The following is a 16,965-nucleotide window of genomic DNA, read 5'->3' on the forward strand; positions in this document are numbered from 1 at the left end:
TTACTGTGCTTGGACGCGTAATTCGGCTGCTGAACGGCTACGATGGCCTAAGAGCGCATTGATGTCACTGGATTTGGGCTTCACCAATGCAAAACGGCTTACCCAGTACTCCCAATCAGCTAAGATAGCTTCGCCACGGGATGAATGTGTTAAGCGGACATGTTCAGTGATGAGCCCACGTAAATGCTCTGCGTGGATAGGCAACTCATTGACGGATAGCAACTCAACCATTTCATTGTTAACTCGACGTGAAAAGTTATCTTCTTCGTCAAGAACATAAGCGAATCCGCCTGTCATACCAGCCCCAAAATTGATCCCTGTATTACCAAGCACACAGACGATCCCACCTGTCATATATTCGCAACCATTATCACCAATCCCCTCAATGACGGCGGTTGCACCTGAATTACGTACCGCAAAACGTTCACCAGCTAGACCCGCTGCATAGAGTTTACCGCCTGTGGCGCCATATAAACAGGTGTTACCCGCGATGGTGGTTTTATGTGTTGCAAAGGAAGAGCCTACCGGTGGACGGATCGCGATAATCCCTCCCGTCATGCCTTTGCCAACATAATCATTAGCATCACCCGTTAAAATCAACTCGACACCACCTGCATTCCACACGCCAAAGCTCTGCCCCGCTGTTCCTGTAAAATAGAGTTGTAACGGTGTTGCTGCAAAGCCTTGGTCACCAAAACGACGAGCAATTTCACCAGAGAGTGCGGCACCAACGGAACGATCGGTATTCATGATATCGTAGAAAAAGGTTTTTGATTGTTTTTGGGCTAAATAAGGCTCTGCATCACGTAAAATACGTTGGTTTAATAAACCTTCATCAAAAGAAGGGTTCTTTTCAGTACAAAACACCGCTGTGCCAGCCTGTGGTACGCTCGTCGCTAATAGGCTTTGCAAGTTAATTTTGCTCTGTTTTGCCGTAGTACCTTCAATAATTTCAAGTAAATCTGTGCGACCAATTAAATCAGTCAGTTTAGTCACACCCAATGCCGCCATTAGCTCGCGGGTTTCCCTTGCAATAAATCGAAAGTAATTAATCACCCGCTCAGGTAACCCATGATAGTGATGTTGCCTCAGGGAATCATCTTGTGTTGCAACACCGGTTGCACAGTTATTGAGATGGCATATGCGTAAGTATTTGCAACCTAATGCAACCATGGGGCCTGTGCCGAAACCAAAGCTTTCGGCGCCTAATATAGCGGCTTTGATGATATCAAGGCCCGTTTTTAGGCCGCCATCTGTTTGTAGCCGAATTTTATGACGTAACCCATTGGCGACAAGAGCTTGCTGCGTTTCTACAAGGCCAAGCTCCCATGGGCACCCAGCGTATTTAACCGAGGTAATTGGACTCGCTCCAGTTCCGCCATCATAACCTGCGACGGTGATCAAATCAGCATATGCCTTTGCAACCCCTGTCGCTATAGTGCCAACACCCGGCTCAGATACCAGTTTGACGGAAATAAGAGCGTGAGGGTTGACTTGTTTGAGGTCAAAAATAAGCTGTGCCAAATCTTCAATTGAATAAATATCGTGATGTGGTGGTGGTGAAATTAAGGTGACACCGGGCACGGAATAACGTAAACGTGCAATATACGGGGTGACCTTGTCTCCCGGTAATTGCCCACCTTCACCCGGTTTCGCGCCTTGAGCCACCTTGATTTGAATGACATCAGCATTGACTAAATAAGCCGGAGTGACGCCGAAACGCCCAGAAGCGACTTGTTTGATACGTGAACGTTTTTGTGTACCGTAGCGTGCGGGGTCTTCTCCACCTTCGCCTGAATTGGAAAAACCACCGAGCGTGTTCATTGCGATGGCTAACGCTTCATGTGCTTCTGGGCTTAATGCCCCAATCGACATTGCAGCGGTATCGAAACGTGAAAATAGCGCTTCTTCAGGCTCTACATCGTCCAGCAAAATTCCATTATCTGAAAATTTTAAGGCGAGTAAATCACGGAACGTCGTGACTGGGCGATTATTCACCAGTTGCGCATATTTTAGATAATCATTGTAGTCACCACTGTGGACGGCTTGCTGTAAGGTTTTTACCACATCAGGGTTGTAGGCATGGTACTCACCATTGTGCATATATTTGAGTAAACCGCCTTGCTCTATAGGTAGACGCGGTAGCCATGCTTTACGGGATAAATTAAATAGGTCTAATTCAAAGTCACTAAAGTTAGCTCCACTAACTCGACTGACTACACCGTCAAAGCACAGTTGGGTGACTTCTTCATGTAAGCCAACGGCTTCAAACAATTTTGAACAGCGATATGAGGCCACTGTCGAAATCCCCATTTTCGACATGATCTTATATAGCCCCTTATTAATACCATTGCGGTAATTCAGCAAAACATTACCAAGAGGCTTATCAAACAGCTGTTTTTCCGCCATTGCTGCGAGTGATTCATAGGCTAAGTAAGGGTAGATAGCCGTTGCTCCAAAACCTAATAACACCGCAAAGTGGTGTGGGTCTCTGGCGCTGGCTGTTTCGACAATTAAGTTAGCATCGCAACGTAAATGGTTTTCAACTAAACAGTGCTGGACGGCACCTACGGCCATTGCGGCAGGAATAGGCAAGCGCTCTGGTGAAATATTACGGTCAGAAAGCACTAATAATACGGCGCCATCACGTACTTTTTGCTGTGCTTCTTGGCACAGATTTTCAATCGCTTGTTTTAATGAATAAACAGAAGGTGGATAGGTAATATCGACAGTGGCTGTTTGATAGTAGCGACTATCTTGTTGGCATAATTGCTGGAAATCAGAATAGAGCAAAATAGGGGATTTAAAACTGAGCCGATGCGCTTGCCCTTCCGCTTCACAAAACACATTCATTTCTCGCCCAATACAGGTGGCAAGCGACATCACATGTGCTTCCCTAAGTGGATCGATAGGGGGGTTAGTGACTTGTGCAAATGACTGGCGAAAGTAATCATAAAGAATGCGTGGACGCTGTGAAAGCACGGCAAATGGGGTGTCATCCCCCATTGACCCTGTGGCTTCTTGGCCATTTTCACCAAGGACTCGGATAACTTGCTCTAACTCTTCGCTGCTGTAAGCAAATTGCTTTTGATATGAGGCAAGGGTTTGGTTGTCCATGGAGCGTTGCCCTACCGCATCTTGCGCTTGCTCCATGGCTTCAAATGGCGTTAACCGAATAACGTTTTTTTCAAGCCACTCTTTGTACGGATGACGACTCTTTAGGTCATTATCTGTTTCCGCACTGTGCAAAATACGCCCCTCTTGGGTGTCGATTAGCATTAGCTCACCGGGGCCAACACGGCCTTTTTCGACCACCTCATCAGGTTGGTAATCCCAAATGCCAACTTCAGAAGCGCATGTAATGAGCTTATCTTTGGTAATCACATAACGGGCTGGGCGTAGACCATTTCTATCTAGGTTACAAGCAGCATAACGGCCATCAGACATGACTAAACCTGCTGGGCCATCCCAAGGCTCCATATGCATGGAGTTGAAGTCAAAAAAGGCTTTGAGATCTTCATCCATGTCGGGGTTATTTTGCCAAGCGGGGGGAACAAGTAAACGGATCGCTCGAATAAGATCCATCCCTCCATTGAGCAATAATTCGAGCATATTGTCGAGAGAGCTTGAATCTGATCCGGTTTCATTGACAAAAGGTGCCGCTGTTTGCAAATCGGGGATCAGGGGGGTACGAAACTTGTATGAGCGCGCCCGCGCCCATTGGCGGTTGCCTGTAATGGTATTAATTTCCCCGTTATGCGCTAAATAGCGAAATGGCTGGGCCAGTGGCCAACGTGGTACGGTATTGGTTGAAAAGCGCTGGTGGAAAAGGCAGATAGCAGATTCCATTCGTAAGTCGGCGAGATCAGGGTAAAAACGGGGCAGATCCGTTGCCATACATAACCCTTTATAAATGGTGACAAGGTTAGATAGGCTACAGATATAAAAATCATCGTCATGAATACGTTTTTCGATACGACGACGGGCAACGAATAAGCGTCTTTCAAGGTCTCGTGGTCGCCAGCCGGCAGGGGCATTGATAAATAGCTGCTCAATTTTCGGGAGGCTAGAAAGTGCAATGCTGCCAAGAATTTCACGGTTAATAGGAACTTCACGCCACCCAACAATCGCTAAGGTTTCATCTAAGATCTCTTCTTCAATAATACGTCGGCAATCTGCTGCAATGGTTTCATCTTGACTTAGAAAGATCATCCCAACGGCATAGTTACGTGCTAAACGCCACCCTTGCTCTTGTGCCACTAAATGGAAAAAGCGGTCAGGTTTCTGTAACAATAAGCCGCAACCATCGCCTGTTTTTCCATCAGCGAGGATTGCACCGCGATGCTGCATTCTGGCGAGTGCATGGATAGCGGTTCTGACGATTTTATGGCTAGGTTCACCTTCGATATGGGCAATCAGGCCAAAGCCACAGTTGTCTTTCTCTAATCTTTTATCGTACAGCATAGATTCTCCGTCGTCTTTCGTACTACAACGTTATTGCTATGTTTTTTCCGCTGAATAGAGAGTGTTGCTCTACTTTCAGGGAACCGGTTCTTTATGCCTAGTTGTAGCGCGAAATATCTAGGAAATAGCTACCGTAGAGGTTTTAACTACAACTGTATTGGCGTACTTCTTTGCTCTTCACTGTAAATAAATTCAATGGGTTATCTTGGTTTCTTCTATTTATTGCTCTGGCTTATTGCTTTGGGTTAATTCATTCATTTACTCATCTTTTTTGCTGGTTATCTTTTGAGCACACCAAACAACAGCGCCAATGAGTCGCTGTTTCTATTCTTAATAAAAAATAAACAGTGTATGGGAGTAATTGTTATGTATACGTCATCAGCAGAGAGGGCGGTACACGGTCAGGTTTTAACTTAGCGAGATTCTTTTTCTAGGTCAAATAGTGCGTAATAAGCATTATTTGCAAGATAAAATAATGTTATTTATTTGATAAAGAAAGAAAAACTTATCAAAAATGCTTTTGTGATGCACGTCTTGTTTTTGTAAATACTGTGATATACATCACCAATAAATTGATTTTTTTTGCGCTAACTCTATCGAGTTTTACTTATTAAATAATTAAATGTTTTTAGTTTAAGAGTTAGGCTGGTTTTTTATTCTGTTTTTTGTTGTTTTATAAAATTAATAATGTAGTTGTTTGTTATTATAAATGCTTATATTTTTGAAAAATAAAGTGTATTTTAGATAAGGAACGTGCTTCAATTAAAGAATATCGCGTATTATTTTATTTTTGAATAATAAGGTATCGAGCATAAAGACCGTGAATAAAGAGGGGTGGTAATCGTATGAGTAACAAAAAATCCCTTTTATTGATGAGCAGGATCGACATTTCTTATCAACAATGACTCGGATTTGCCTTATTTGATATATGATTCAATGAGTATCATATTAAGGGGTGGTTATGAAAGTACTTCGCGGTCTTGCGCAATATTATGTCGATTTAATGATGAAGCTCGGACTCGTCCGGTTTTCGCTCTTACTCGCATCTGCATTGGTTGTTCTCGCAATGATAATGCAAATGGCGGTGACAATTGTATTGCGTGGTCAAGTTGATAGCCTTGATTTGGTTGGCTCTATTTTCTTTGGTTTAATTATTACACCATTAGCTGTCTATTTTTTATCGGTGGTGGTTGAACAACTTGAAGAGTCTCGGCAGCGCCTTTCTCGCATGGTCGATAAGCTGGAAGTGATGCGTAAGCGCGATGCTGAACTTAATACGCAATTGCAAGGCAACATAGAGCAGCTTAATCAGGAAATTATTGAGCGGGAAAAAGCGGAAAGCGCGCATCTTGAATTGCTTGAGCAATTAAAACAAGAAATGAAACACCGCGAGCAAACACAAATTGAGCTTGAGCAGCAGTCCACATTATTGCGTTCGTTTCTTGATGCATCGCCAGATTTGGTCTATTACCGTAATGAAAACAATGAGTTTTCAGGGTGTAACCGGGCAATGGAGCTGTTAACAGGTAAGAGTGAAAAACACCTTGTTGGGTTAACCCCGTTAGATATTTATGATGTTGAAATCGCCTCTAAAGTGATGGAAACCGACGAAAAGGTATTCCGCCACAATGTTTCTCTCACCTATGAACAGTGGCTCGTTTATCCGGATGGGCGAAAAGCGTGTTTTGAGCTACGTAAAGTGCCGTTTTATGATCGGGTTGGTAAGCGACATGGTCTAATGGGCTTTGGGCGTGATATTACAGAGCGTAAGCGCTATCAAGAGGCATTGGAGAACGCAAGCCGCGATAAAACGACATTTATTTCAACAATTAGCCACGAACTTCGCACGCCGCTCAATGGTATTGTCGGGCTAAGCCGTATTTTGTTAGACACCGACCTAACGGCGGAACAAATGAATTATCTGAAAACCATCCATGTTAGTGCGGTCACATTAGGGAACATTTTCAATGACGTGATCGAAATGGATAAGATAGAACGTCGTAAAGTTCAATTAGATAATCAACCTGTTGCTTTACCTCAATTTGTCAATGACTTAGAAAATCTCAGTGGTCTTTTAGTTCAACCGAAAGGGTTGAAATTTGTCATGGATGTGGCGGCTGGACTGCCTGAAAAAGTGCTGACAGATGGCACCCGACTTCGTCAAATTCTCTGGAATCTCATTGGAAACGCCGTCAAGTTCACTCAGCAAGGTGAAGTTAAATTGAGTATCTGGCGAGAAGGGGAAGATAAGCTATTCTTCCGTGTTCAAGATAGCGGTATTGGTATTCCGAAAGATGAGCTAGATAAAATTTTTGCGATGTATTACCAAGTAACAGACAGTGCGGGTGGCAAACCCGCAACAGGCACAGGGATCGGGCTGTCGGTATCACGTCGCCTCGCACAAAATATGGGCGGGGATATTCAAGTTGAAAGTGAAATTGGGCAAGGCTCAATTTTTACGCTATCCATTGTAGCACCTGTTATTGAAGAAGAAGTGATTGATTCACAAGTCAATGACGATGAGTATCCACTACCTGCTTTACATATCTTGCTTGTGGAAGATATTGAGCTAAATGTCGTCGTAGCCTGCTCTGTGCTGGAGAAATTAGGAAATACCGTTGATGTTGCCATGAACGGTAAAGAGGCATTAGCGATGTTCGCTCCTGGTGAATACGATTTAGTGCTACTAGATATTCAACTGCCAGATATGACGGGAATTGATATTGCTCGTGAATTGAATCAACGCTACCAGAAAGAGGATCTCCCTCCATTAATCGCACTGACGGCGAATGTTTTGAAAGATAAGAAAGAGTATTTCGAAGCAGGCATGGATGGCGTATTAAGCAAGCCATTGGCCGTCTCAGCCCTTAAACAGGTCATTGAGCAGTTCTGGGGTGAGCATGCGAATGAAACGCCTCAGAAGGGCATACAAAGCGTTTGCGGCGATACTGATGAGTCCGTGCTAGATTGTGAGATGCTGGAACAGTATATGGAGTTGGTTGGCCCGCAAGTTATTTATGACGGCCTCGAAGTCTTTGAAAAAATGCTACCAAGCTATTTAGCGATTTTAGATTCCAATATGGTGGCAAAAGATCAGAAAGGTATCGTCGAAGAAGCGCATAAAATTAAAGGGGCCGCAGGCTCTGTAGGATTGAAAAATTTGCAAAAAATTGCACAACAAATTCAATCACCTGAACTACCTGCTTGGTGGGATAATGTACAAGAGTGGGTGGATGAGTTAAAACAGGATTGGAAGTCGGATATAGAAACTTTGAGAAACTACGTTGACGGGCGTGCAAAAAAATAACCCCAACCGAAGTTGGGGTGCGCGAATACTGCGCCAACACCAGGGAAATCGTTGATCTACCTATGGTTTTCTTTTTGGGCAGACCTTTAGAATCTGTTTACTGCTTAAGAGAATAATACCAAGATACCAAATATTAGCGAATTTGTTACAAGATTCATTAAAATCTGTGATGAAGATTGATGTTTATTCCCTTTTTGCGGTTCAGTGATAATTTACTACAAATGGAGCGAGATATGAAATCAATTGCGGTTATTTTAAGTGGATGTGGTGTTTTTGATGGAAGCGAGATCCATGAGTCAGTATTAACTATGCTAGCTTTAAGTAAAAAAAATGTCGAAGTCCACTTTTTTGCAACAGATGAAGATCAACCTACTGTTATAAATCATATTACTGGTGAAGTAAAAACAGAAAAACGCAATCAAATGGAGGAGGCTGCAAGGATTTCTCGTGGGAAAATAGCGCCTTTATCCTCTGCGGATGCAAATAAGCTAGATGCCCTCATAATTCCTGGTGGTTTTGGTGCAGCAAAGAATTTATGTGATTTCGCGGTTAAAGGAAGTGACTGTGAAATTAATAAAGAACTATTAAGTTTAGTCCAACAAATGCACCAACAGAAAAAGCCATTAGGCCTAATATGTATTGCGCCCGTTATGCTTCCTAAGCTTTTAAATACATCAGTTGAATTAACAATTGGTAACGATAAGGAAACGATTGCCCACATTGAAAAGATGGGAGGTAAGCACATTACCTGTACTGTCGATAATATTGTGGTCGATCATGCTAACAAAGTCGTTACAACACCTGCTTATATGCTGGCTCAATCGATCTCAGAGGCTGAAATCGGTATTAATAAGCTCGTTGAGAAAGTATTAGAAATGGCATGATCAACTAAATGAGAGTGAAAATTTCTCTATTATGGCGCTGGTTAAGGAAAGTTTTTCTTTCATTAGCCGCTTTTTGGTTTTTGACTGTGATTGCATTTAAGTTCTTACCAGTGCCATTTTCTGCCGTCATGATAGAAAAGCAAATATCCGCATGGATAAACTTAAACTTTTCTTATGTTTCTCATTCTGAGTGGGTTGATGAAAATCACATTTCTCCCTATCTGTATTTGGCGGTAATAGCCGCCGAAGATCAAAATTTTCCTCATCACTGGGGTTTTGATCTCGAAGCGATAGAGAGGGCTTATAAGCATAATATGAGTAAAAAAAAGACGATTCAAGGCGCGTCAACTATCTCTCAACAAACAGTAAAAAACCTTTGGTTATGGAATGGGAGAAGTTGGATAAGAAAAGGGCTTGAAGCAACAATGACTCCTATTATGGAAGTTATGTGGTCTAAAACACGAATCCTTACTGTTTATTTAAACATAGTTGAGTTTGGTGATGGGGTTTTTGGGGTTGAAGAGGCATCAAAAAAATTCTTTAAAAAGTCAGTAAATCAATTAACTATGGAGGAAGCTGCACTATTAGCAGCAGTTCTACCAAATCCTCATCGATTTAAGGTAGAATCACCTTCTTCTTATGTGTTAAAGCGGCAGGCTTGGATCTTGAATCAGATGTACCTTCTTGGAGGTAGGAATTATCTGAAAAGCAACGCTATTGGTCCGACCAAATAAAAAAGTCATGAATTTTTACTCATGACTTTTGTTTTTATAACAATATATTATTGTTTATGATTAATTGAGATAGGTAAAAGCGGTCGTGACACGACGGACGCCATCTGTTTCACTGGCAATTTTTGCAGCAGCATCACCTTCTTGCTTAGTTAAAACACCTAGCAAGAATACTTCACCATTTTCAGTAATCACTTTCACACTGGAGGACTTCACCGCATCGCTAGTGAGAATTTTGGATTTGATTTTGGTTGTGAGCCAAGTATCTTTTGACGCTGTTCCTAAAGTAACGGGCTCTCCTTGGCGGACCTCATTATAAACCGCATTGGTTCCCTCGACATTTGCTGCTATCTGCTTCGCTCGCTCAGCCCATGACATATCAGGACTTTGGCCGGTTAGCAGAACATTTCCCTTATATGCTGTCGCAATAATGCGCGCTTTGCCTGTAATGTCTTTATCTTTGTTGAGTTGACCACTGACACGAGCTTCTAACGTGCCATCATCAACTTGCTGACCGACCGTACGAGGATCTGTCGCACTTTTGGTGGCAACCGCCGCTGAACCAACAACGGCAGCGCCAATACAGCCTTGTAGCATTGTCATGCTGACAACAATGGCTACTATTGGGAGTAATCGCATTTTTGCTCCTTAATCATCCTGATGGGGGAAAAGTGTATTATCGATGAGATCACAAAGACAATTCACGGTAAGAAGGTGGACCTCTTGGATCCTGACACTACGTTGTGATGGAATGCGTATTTCCACATCTTGAGGGCCTAAGAGGCCAGCTAGCTCGCCACCATCATAACCCGTCAGTGCTACAATCGTCATATCCCGCGTCACAGCAGCTTCAACCGCTTTGATAATATCGCTACTATTTCCATGTGTTGAGATAGCCATTAAAACATCACCATGCTGACCCAGTGCTCTCACCTGTTTAGCATATATTTCAGTTGGTTGTTTGCTACCAGAAATCGCGGTTAAAACGGCATTGTCCGTATTTAGTGCGAGTGCGGGAAGACTCGGACGCTCAGTTTCAAACCGATGGATCATACTCGCGGCAAAACGTTGTGCTGTTGCCGCTGAAGCACCATTTCCACAGCACAAAATTTTATTACCATTTAGCAGTGATTGAACCATCATCATTGCTGCCCGTGATATTGCATCCGGCAATGCTTCTGCCGCTGCTATCTGAGTTTGAATACTTTCTGTAAAACAGACTTTAATTCTATCCAGCACTTGCTTATTTTCCTGTGAAATTAACCAACATGTTCACTATCGTTAAAGGCATTCTGTATCCATTCAAACTGACGACCAGTAATCGCACAGATATCAAAACGACATGCGGTAGTTTCGAAGCTTTCTTGTTTTTCGGCAAGCCAATATTTAGCGGTGGCAATCAGTTTTCTGCGTTTGTACCGATCAATTGATAACAGTGCTCCACCATATTGCTTATCTTGGCGAAAACGTACTTCAACAAATACCCAACCAGTGCTATCACGCATGATAAGATCAATTTCACCATGGCGATTTCTGGCATTTCGTTCAATAAATGTTAACCCCTGTTGTTGCAGGAAAGCCAGTACCCGATTTTCATAGTACCGGCCAGTTAACCATTTTAATGTTTTTTTGAGAGGTTGCATGACGTCCTTGTCTTAAAGTTTGGCAATTATCCTAATTGCGCGACAAAATTTATTTTGCCAATTTGATTTGCCCTTGATTGAATTGCAACCAAGGAAGATCGCGGTATACAACACAGTTTTTATCGACACTTAAGGCACCAGATGCACCTTGTAAGCGGAATTGAGCATTGTGTTGTAATTGATCATAGTTATTCGCGAGTGCCCAAGCATCGACCCCTAACGCATAAAGACGTAATAGGGAATAGTCATTGTTGAGCTTTTGTTGAGCTTGTTTGCGCAAATTATTATTTGCACCCGCTAACAATGGAATATCACTGAATTTAACCCCTTCCATTTCGAAACGGAAATCAGCGCCATTACCTGCTTGGTTACTGCGTGAGCTAGCATAGAGCGCAGGGCGTTGGCGGCTACTAATCGCCATTTCAATCATTGGTTTGATTAAAGTTAATTCATCACGAGTCGCCACAATATAGACCGCATCAACGGCACTCGCTGAACTTACTTGCGGCTCAGGCTGAGTAAGCTCAGGATAATTTTGTCCATCGATTGATTTTGCCGCCACTTGCTGATTAACAATAACAGGTATACCTGTCATGCGAATACCCGCGCCGCGGTTTATCGACTCTTTGAGCGATGCAGTAGATCCAAAGGACTGTTTGAGTACGGTTGCGCCACCTTTTGATTGCCACTCTTCAGCGAATGCTTTAGCAATACGCTCACCAAAGGCATTTGAAGGAACGAGAAGCAATGGAGCACGTTTCCCATCGGCCATCATATGTGCAGCAGCATTTTTGGCCTCATCTTCTGGCGACAAGGAAAAATAGCAAAGATTTGGGCGTGGCTGTAGCTTATCGGCATCTAATTCATTCAGTGCCAATACACTTAATGGCGATCCTGCTTGCGCAATCGCTTGTACTTCAGGTTTCAATAGTGGACCAACCACTAACGTGAAGCCTTCACTTTGTGCTTGTTGCAGTAACTGAGGCAGTGACTTCCCATTCGTATCAAAGACTTTGACACTTTGGGTATTGGTTGGCGCGGGCGCAATGTTCAACGAAGGATTGACCACTTCAGACTCACTGCTTGGGCTACTATTACCTGTGGTCGCTGCAACTTCCGCATAGATTTGCTCTAATACATCGTTACCGCTATTTGCCTCAGGTGTTGCTACTGGTGCACTATTGCTGGTTGCTACAGGGGCTTGTGGTAAGCCTTTTTGTGCATCCATAAAGCCCCGCATAATAGCTTCACCAAAGACTTTCCCTTGACCGCTCATAGGAAGGAAAAGCGCAATTTTTGGTGAGGTTCCAACTGGTGGTTGCAATGACTGAGTAAGTTGATTTGGTGGGGTTTTTACCGCTGGGTGATCCGCATAACGGATTTTCCAGTCATTAATACCGGCACGTAGTGCATCAATATCGTCACGGTTATTGAGGTAGATATCCAACAAATCAACCCATCCAGCGAGGGTATTTTCTTCGACTCCAATTCCCTCCACCTGATTAGGTGTCATTTGTGTTAACATTTGCCACGTACCATCGATATTTGCCTGATGAGCAGCTTGTTCTGTTAGCAATGGCTCTTGGCTGATATAGGCACGTAAAGCCTCAACGGAAGGCTTACCTTGTGCAGAATCAATGATAGACTGATAACGACTGACTTCAGAGCTGATTTGCTCAGGTGTCGTTGGGGTGATCGGTGCTCTGTTATCCCCTGTGAGTTGACAGCCTGACAACACTAAAGCAGATAGCATTGCCGTGCAGATTAACCCTTTTTTTACATGCAAAAAAATTGAAGGACGCATACTGTATCCAGTGGTGTATTTTCAGTTGCTTAATTTTAAACCGGCTATTCGGATGAAACAATGAATCAACCTAATCAAGCAGTGGTTATGGCATCCACGCTGTATATTGTGCCTACCCCTATCGGTAATATGGGCGATATCACGCAACGTGCGCTGGATGTTCTTAAACATGTTGACCTTGTCGCTGCAGAAGACACACGGCATTCAGGAATGCTGTTGCAGAATTTTGCCATTAATGCACGCATGTTTGCCTTACATGATCATAATGAACAGCAGAAGGCAGATCAATTAATTAGCAGACTTCAACAGGGTGATAGTATCGCATTAGTTTCCGATGCAGGTACACCTTTAATTAACGATCCTGGTTATCATTTAGTCACTCGCTGCCGTGAAGCCGGGATCCGCGTTGTTCCATTACCGGGAGCATGCGCCGCTATCACTGCCATCAGTGCTGCGGGGTTACCTTCTGACCGTTTTTGCTATGAAGGTTTTTTACCCGCAAAAAGTAAAGGTCGTAAAGACGCCCTTAAAGCACTTGAACGAGAAACTCGCACATTAATTTTTTATGAGTCAACACATCGCTTACTCGATAGTTTAGCAGACATGGTTGAAGTGTGGGGGCCAGAACGGCATGTTGTACTTGCTCGTGAAATAACCAAGACTTGGGAGTCAATCGAAGGGCGCCCTGTCGGTGAATTATTAGCGTGGGTTAAAGAAGATGAAAACCGTCATCGAGGCGAAATGGTGCTGGTTGTTGAAGGCTATAAAGCGAATCTAGATGAGGATGATATTTCACCGGAAGTGATCCGTACCTTAAACTTATTACAGCAAGAGTTGCCACCGAAAAAAGCGGCTGCGATTACCGCCGAAATATACGGGTTGAAAAAGAACCGCTTATATAAATTGATGCTTGAACAATCAAGTGACGAGGAATAACGGTACAAACCCCTATACATGAATAGATAAAGTGCCTATAATCCGCCTCGGAGTTGGCTAGACAACCGCTGCTTTATCGTTGTCCTTTGGGAGACGGGTAGAGGGGAGGAAAGTCCGGGCTCCACAGGGCAGGGTGCCAGATAACGTCTGGGAGGCGCAAGCCTACGACTAGTGCAACAGAGAGCAAACCGCCGATGGCCTGTTTACAGGCTCAGGTAAGGGTGAAAGGGTGCGGTAAGAGCGCACCGCGCGGCTGGTAACAGTCCGTGGCACGGTAAACTCCACCCGGAGCAAGACCAAATAGGGGTTCATATGGTGCGGCCCGCATTGAACTCGGGTAGGTTGCTGGAGCCAGTGCGCAAGTGCTGGCCTAGATGAATGGTTGTCCACGACAGAACCCGGCTTATCGGCCGACTCCTCAAATAAACGCCCCAACGTGCATGAGTACGGTGGGGCATTTTTTATACTCATATGCGATAGTGCCTATCTTTTGGAGCCTAAAGGCTGCATCTTTTTTCATTGGTACGTTTTTATAGGGTGTCATGCATACCAAATTTTTATAGTAAATTATCGTATTCGAATAATATTGGTAATACCATATAATGAAGTCCGATAAGAGAAATATCCCATTCTAAAAGAGAGTTTATACAATGAAATATCTCGCTTTATTTCTAAGTCTTATAGTGATAGACGCGAATGCTTATTTACTTGATTATAAGCCAATTGATATAGAATCAATAATAAATGAAAAAGCGACAACACAAAAAATTAATCTTTTTTCAATAATTGAAAGTTGCGATAATGTTAATTTATTAAAAGAACAAGTCACAGAATTAGAAAATACTAAATTTATTGACTGTTCAATGATTGATGGGCGAGATTTCCTTGTGCTTGAAACGTCGATTGATTTAGGGGGAAGTTCATCACCAAAGACATTATCACTTCATGCAAATGGTAACGATGAATTTGGATTAGACGTCAATGATGAATGGATGATGAAGCTCAATGAAATTGCTCATAACTATTTATTTCTAATTAAATTAAAAAATAATAGTGATAAGCATTATCAAAGTGTATCAAGTACATCTGCCCCCATATTCAATAATTATCCTTCTAATGTGAATCGTCATTGGCTAAAGCCTGACGAAGAAGTCAATGTTATCGTTCCGTTATTATCGCCTAATTATAAGCCATTAATGGAAGGGCAAAAATTAAGAGAACCCTCTAAGCTGTTTATTAAAACCAATAAACTGGCAGATACTGGGAATGCTGAGGCGCAGTATCAGCTAGGTAACATGTATGAAAAGGATACCGTTCATATTCAGCGTGATAGAGATATGGCATTTGAATGGCATAAAAAGGCGGCAGATCATGGGGATGCTATTGCGCAATATATCACCAGTGAAAACGATTATTGGATGGCTAATGTTAAAAATAAGGTCAATATGAAACGCCTCAGCATTGAATATTTAAACAAATCAGCCGCTCAAAATGACCCCGTTGCACAAAAACATCTTGCTGAACATTATCTAACTGGGAGCTATCTTAAAAAAGATCCGCAAAAAGCATTATTACTATTGAAAGCCTCGGCGGAACAAGGAAATGAGCGCGCTCAAACAGAATTGGGGCGACAAACTTTTAACATGGGAGATAAAGTTACAGGTTACGCATGGTATTCGATAGCTGCTTATTCCGTTAAATACGATGAGGATACGTTAAATAACATGGAAAAACAGATGACCATTGATGAACTAAGAAAAGCAACGATATTATCGAAAGAGTTTAAGCGCAAATACCCAGTGAAAAAATTTGCATATGAATAGCTAATTAAATAGCTCATATATAATAGCGTATTGTCCGTCAAATAAGCTATATTTTTGCTTTGTGTATTTCTTTTTTTGCCTTTTTATAATGTGTAAGTTGAGCGCTTTAAAAATAATAAAAACGTTATCACTATTAAAGATAAAGTAATGCTGGAAAAGTGATGAGTAGAAAATAGTATATTTAGTCATGAATGGAGATTAAGTCAGTTAGATGGAATTTAAAAGTGTCGTTTGTTTAAGAAGTAATAAATAGGTGAGCCAGTCATTATTAATGATACAGAAAGAAAAATACGCAACTATCGCGATGAAAAAACTTTAATTTAGATATAGCCTGTTGCAGTAAAAAATTAATAGAGTTTTTTGCGAATAAGGATACTCATTACTTTATTAGAAAAATATTTTTCAGTTTCCCCGTTGGTAATATGGGTTTACAAGAGAAATGAATGAGATAAAAAATTATCGGTCTGATTTTGGTTCCGGTGGAAAAGCGATATACCAGTCAACATAGTTATGGGCGATTAATAGGGGGAGCTATGGATATGAATTTTATTCTTTATGATAGACAAAATAATAGATGTTTATTGTAGAGGGGAAAATATCCCCCTCTACTCTTTGAGGCAAACTGATTAACGCTATTTTAGTGCTTGTTTAACCATTGTGAGCAGTTGGCGTACATCTTCTGGACGTGTATTTCCACTCTCTTTATCAATGATTGAACTATAGATATGAGGGATGATTTTTTTCACACCAGCATCTAATGCAATCTGTAAAATTTGGGAAAAGTTTTCCAAATCAATCCCCCCTGTAGGTTCAAGGGAAAAGTCAAATTTGGCACAGGCTTGTGCAACGACTTTATACTCTTCAATATAAGTTAACCCTTTCATATTAAAGAATTTGATTGAACTAGCTCCCATGTCTTTAAGCATCATAATCGCCGTTTCTACCGGCACGATACCATCAGGTGCTTGGGAGCTTAATGGCCCCGTTGATATTTTCACCATGCCTTTTGTTCCACTTGGTGAAACCAGCGCATTGACAAAGGTTTCATCCTGCCCAAGCAGGGCGCGGCTAATTGGAGCGCCTGTGAAGACTTGGTTAACGTGTTGCGGTTGGATCGCTTTTGAAATCAACGAAACCATTGTGGATTGGTTAGGGTCACCGGCCCCTAAACCAACAGAAAGCGCATTATTGGTTTCTTTTGCATAGATGCGCATATCTGCAATGGCACTGGTTAAATCAGGGTAATTTTTAGAGAGCACGCCAACGACCACAAAGGTTTCCGCGGCTTCATAAATATCTTTGGCATTTTGATGGCTGCCTGCGAGTACATTTAAACATACCCGATCTTGATAAAAATTTGGTGATAATTTCAT

11 protein-coding genes and 1 other RNA gene are annotated in these 16,965 nt (G+C 42.3%); 6 read left to right on the top strand and 6 right to left on the bottom strand.

The window, feature by feature from the left end:
• Positions 1–4,464 (bottom strand): glutamate synthase large subunit, encoded by a 4,464-nt coding sequence (gene gltB, locus PR709_RS15305; protein ID WP_154639968.1) that lies wholly within the window; start codon positions 4,462–4,464, stop codon positions 1–3.
• A gap of 961 nt (positions 4,465–5,425) precedes the next feature.
• Here gltB and arcB point away from each other — a divergent pair.
• The 3 genes from arcB (at position 5,426) to mtgA (ending at position 9,389) form a co-directional block, all read left to right on the top strand.
• A complete protein-coding gene (gene arcB, locus PR709_RS15310) occupies positions 5,426–7,771 on the top strand; it encodes an aerobic respiration two-component sensor histidine kinase ArcB (protein ID WP_004925403.1) in 2,346 nt (781 codons plus the stop codon).
• A gap of 233 nt (positions 7,772–8,004) precedes the next feature.
• Positions 8,005–8,655 (top strand): isoprenoid biosynthesis glyoxalase ElbB, encoded by a 651-nt coding sequence (elbB, locus tag PR709_RS15315; protein WP_042117272.1) that lies wholly within the window; start codon positions 8,005–8,007, stop codon positions 8,653–8,655.
• An 8-nt stretch (positions 8,656–8,663) separates the two neighbouring features.
• A complete protein-coding gene (gene mtgA, locus PR709_RS15320; RefSeq protein ID WP_151208068.1) occupies positions 8,664–9,389 on the top strand; it encodes a monofunctional biosynthetic peptidoglycan transglycosylase in 726 nt (241 codons plus the stop codon).
• A 60-nt stretch (positions 9,390–9,449) separates the two neighbouring features.
• Here mtgA and dolP read toward each other — a convergent pair whose 3' ends face one another.
• The 4 genes from dolP to PR709_RS15340 are packed head-to-tail and all read right to left on the bottom strand — an operon-like array spanning position 9,450 to position 12,833.
• Positions 9,450–10,025 (bottom strand): division/outer membrane stress-associated lipid-binding lipoprotein, encoded by a 576-nt coding sequence (gene dolP, locus PR709_RS15325; protein WP_004925393.1) that lies wholly within the window; start codon positions 10,023–10,025, stop codon positions 9,450–9,452.
• Between the two features lie 9 nt (positions 10,026–10,034).
• Positions 10,035–10,625 carry a DnaA initiator-associating protein DiaA gene (gene diaA, locus PR709_RS15330; protein ID WP_004925390.1) on the bottom strand — a complete coding sequence of 197 codons (591 nt, stop codon included), beginning with the start codon at positions 10,623–10,625 and terminating at the stop codon, positions 10,035–10,037.
• A 20-nt stretch (positions 10,626–10,645) separates the two neighbouring features.
• On the bottom strand, positions 10,646–11,029 hold the full coding sequence (locus PR709_RS15335) for a YraN family protein (protein ID WP_072502766.1): 384 nt from the start codon (positions 11,027–11,029) through the stop codon (positions 10,646–10,648).
• 49 nt (positions 11,030–11,078) lie between these two features.
• Positions 11,079–12,833 (bottom strand): penicillin-binding protein activator, encoded by a 1,755-nt coding sequence (locus PR709_RS15340; RefSeq protein ID WP_036943084.1) that lies wholly within the window; start codon positions 12,831–12,833, stop codon positions 11,079–11,081.
• Between the two features lie 60 nt (positions 12,834–12,893).
• Here PR709_RS15340 and rsmI point away from each other — a divergent pair, with 60 nt between their 5' ends.
• The 3 genes from rsmI to PR709_RS15355 all read left to right on the top strand — a co-directional run bounded on the left by rsmI (position 12,894) and on the right by PR709_RS15355 (position 15,592).
• Positions 12,894–13,769 (top strand): 16S rRNA (cytidine(1402)-2'-O)-methyltransferase, encoded by an 876-nt coding sequence (rsmI, locus tag PR709_RS15345; RefSeq protein ID WP_272570974.1) that lies wholly within the window; start codon positions 12,894–12,896, stop codon positions 13,767–13,769.
• Between the two features lie 49 nt (positions 13,770–13,818).
• Positions 13,819–14,191, top strand: an RNA gene (rnpB, locus tag PR709_RS15350) — RNase P RNA component class A.
• A 228-nt stretch (positions 14,192–14,419) separates the two neighbouring features.
• Positions 14,420–15,592: a tetratricopeptide repeat protein gene (locus PR709_RS15355; RefSeq protein ID WP_053109769.1), complete on the top strand. Its 1,173-nt coding sequence runs from the start codon at positions 14,420–14,422 to the stop codon at positions 15,590–15,592.
• Between the two features lie 632 nt (positions 15,593–16,224).
• Here PR709_RS15355 and dagF read toward each other — a convergent pair.
• A complete protein-coding gene (dagF, locus tag PR709_RS15360; RefSeq protein WP_004925371.1) occupies positions 16,225–16,965 on the bottom strand; it encodes a 2-dehydro-3-deoxy-phosphogluconate aldolase in 741 nt (246 codons plus the stop codon).

The organism is Providencia sp. PROV267, assembly GCF_028477825.1.
In the GTDB taxonomy this organism is placed as follows: Bacteria; Pseudomonadota; Gammaproteobacteria; order Enterobacterales; family Enterobacteriaceae; genus Providencia; species Providencia stuartii.

Bases quoted from the DNA above. Each gene is read 5' to 3' on its own strand.
- elbB (WP_042117272.1), top strand. From the start codon at position 8,005: ATGAAATCAATTGCGGTTATTTTAAGTGGATGTGGTGTTTTTGATGGA.
- arcB (WP_004925403.1), top strand. From the start codon at position 5,426: ATGAAAGTACTTCGCGGTCTTGCGCAATATTATGTCGATTTAATGATG.
- mtgA (WP_151208068.1), top strand. From the start codon at position 8,664: ATGAGAGTGAAAATTTCTCTATTATGGCGCTGGTTAAGGAAAGTTTTT.
- dagF (WP_004925371.1), bottom strand. From the start codon at position 16,965: ATGAAATTATCACCAAATTTTTATCAAGATCGGGTATGTTTAAATGTA.
- gltB (WP_154639968.1), bottom strand. From the start codon at position 4,464: ATGCTGTACGATAAAAGATTAGAGAAAGACAACTGTGGCTTTGGCCTG.
- PR709_RS15355 (WP_053109769.1), top strand. From the start codon at position 14,420: ATGAAATATCTCGCTTTATTTCTAAGTCTTATAGTGATAGACGCGAAT.
- rsmI (WP_272570974.1), top strand. From the start codon at position 12,894: ATGAATCAACCTAATCAAGCAGTGGTTATGGCATCCACGCTGTATATT.
- dolP (WP_004925393.1), bottom strand. From the start codon at position 10,025: ATGCGATTACTCCCAATAGTAGCCATTGTTGTCAGCATGACAATGCTA.
- PR709_RS15340 (WP_036943084.1), bottom strand. From the start codon at position 12,833: ATGCGTCCTTCAATTTTTTTGCATGTAAAAAAAGGGTTAATCTGCACG.
- PR709_RS15335 (WP_072502766.1), bottom strand. From the start codon at position 11,029: ATGCAACCTCTCAAAAAAACATTAAAATGGTTAACTGGCCGGTACTAT.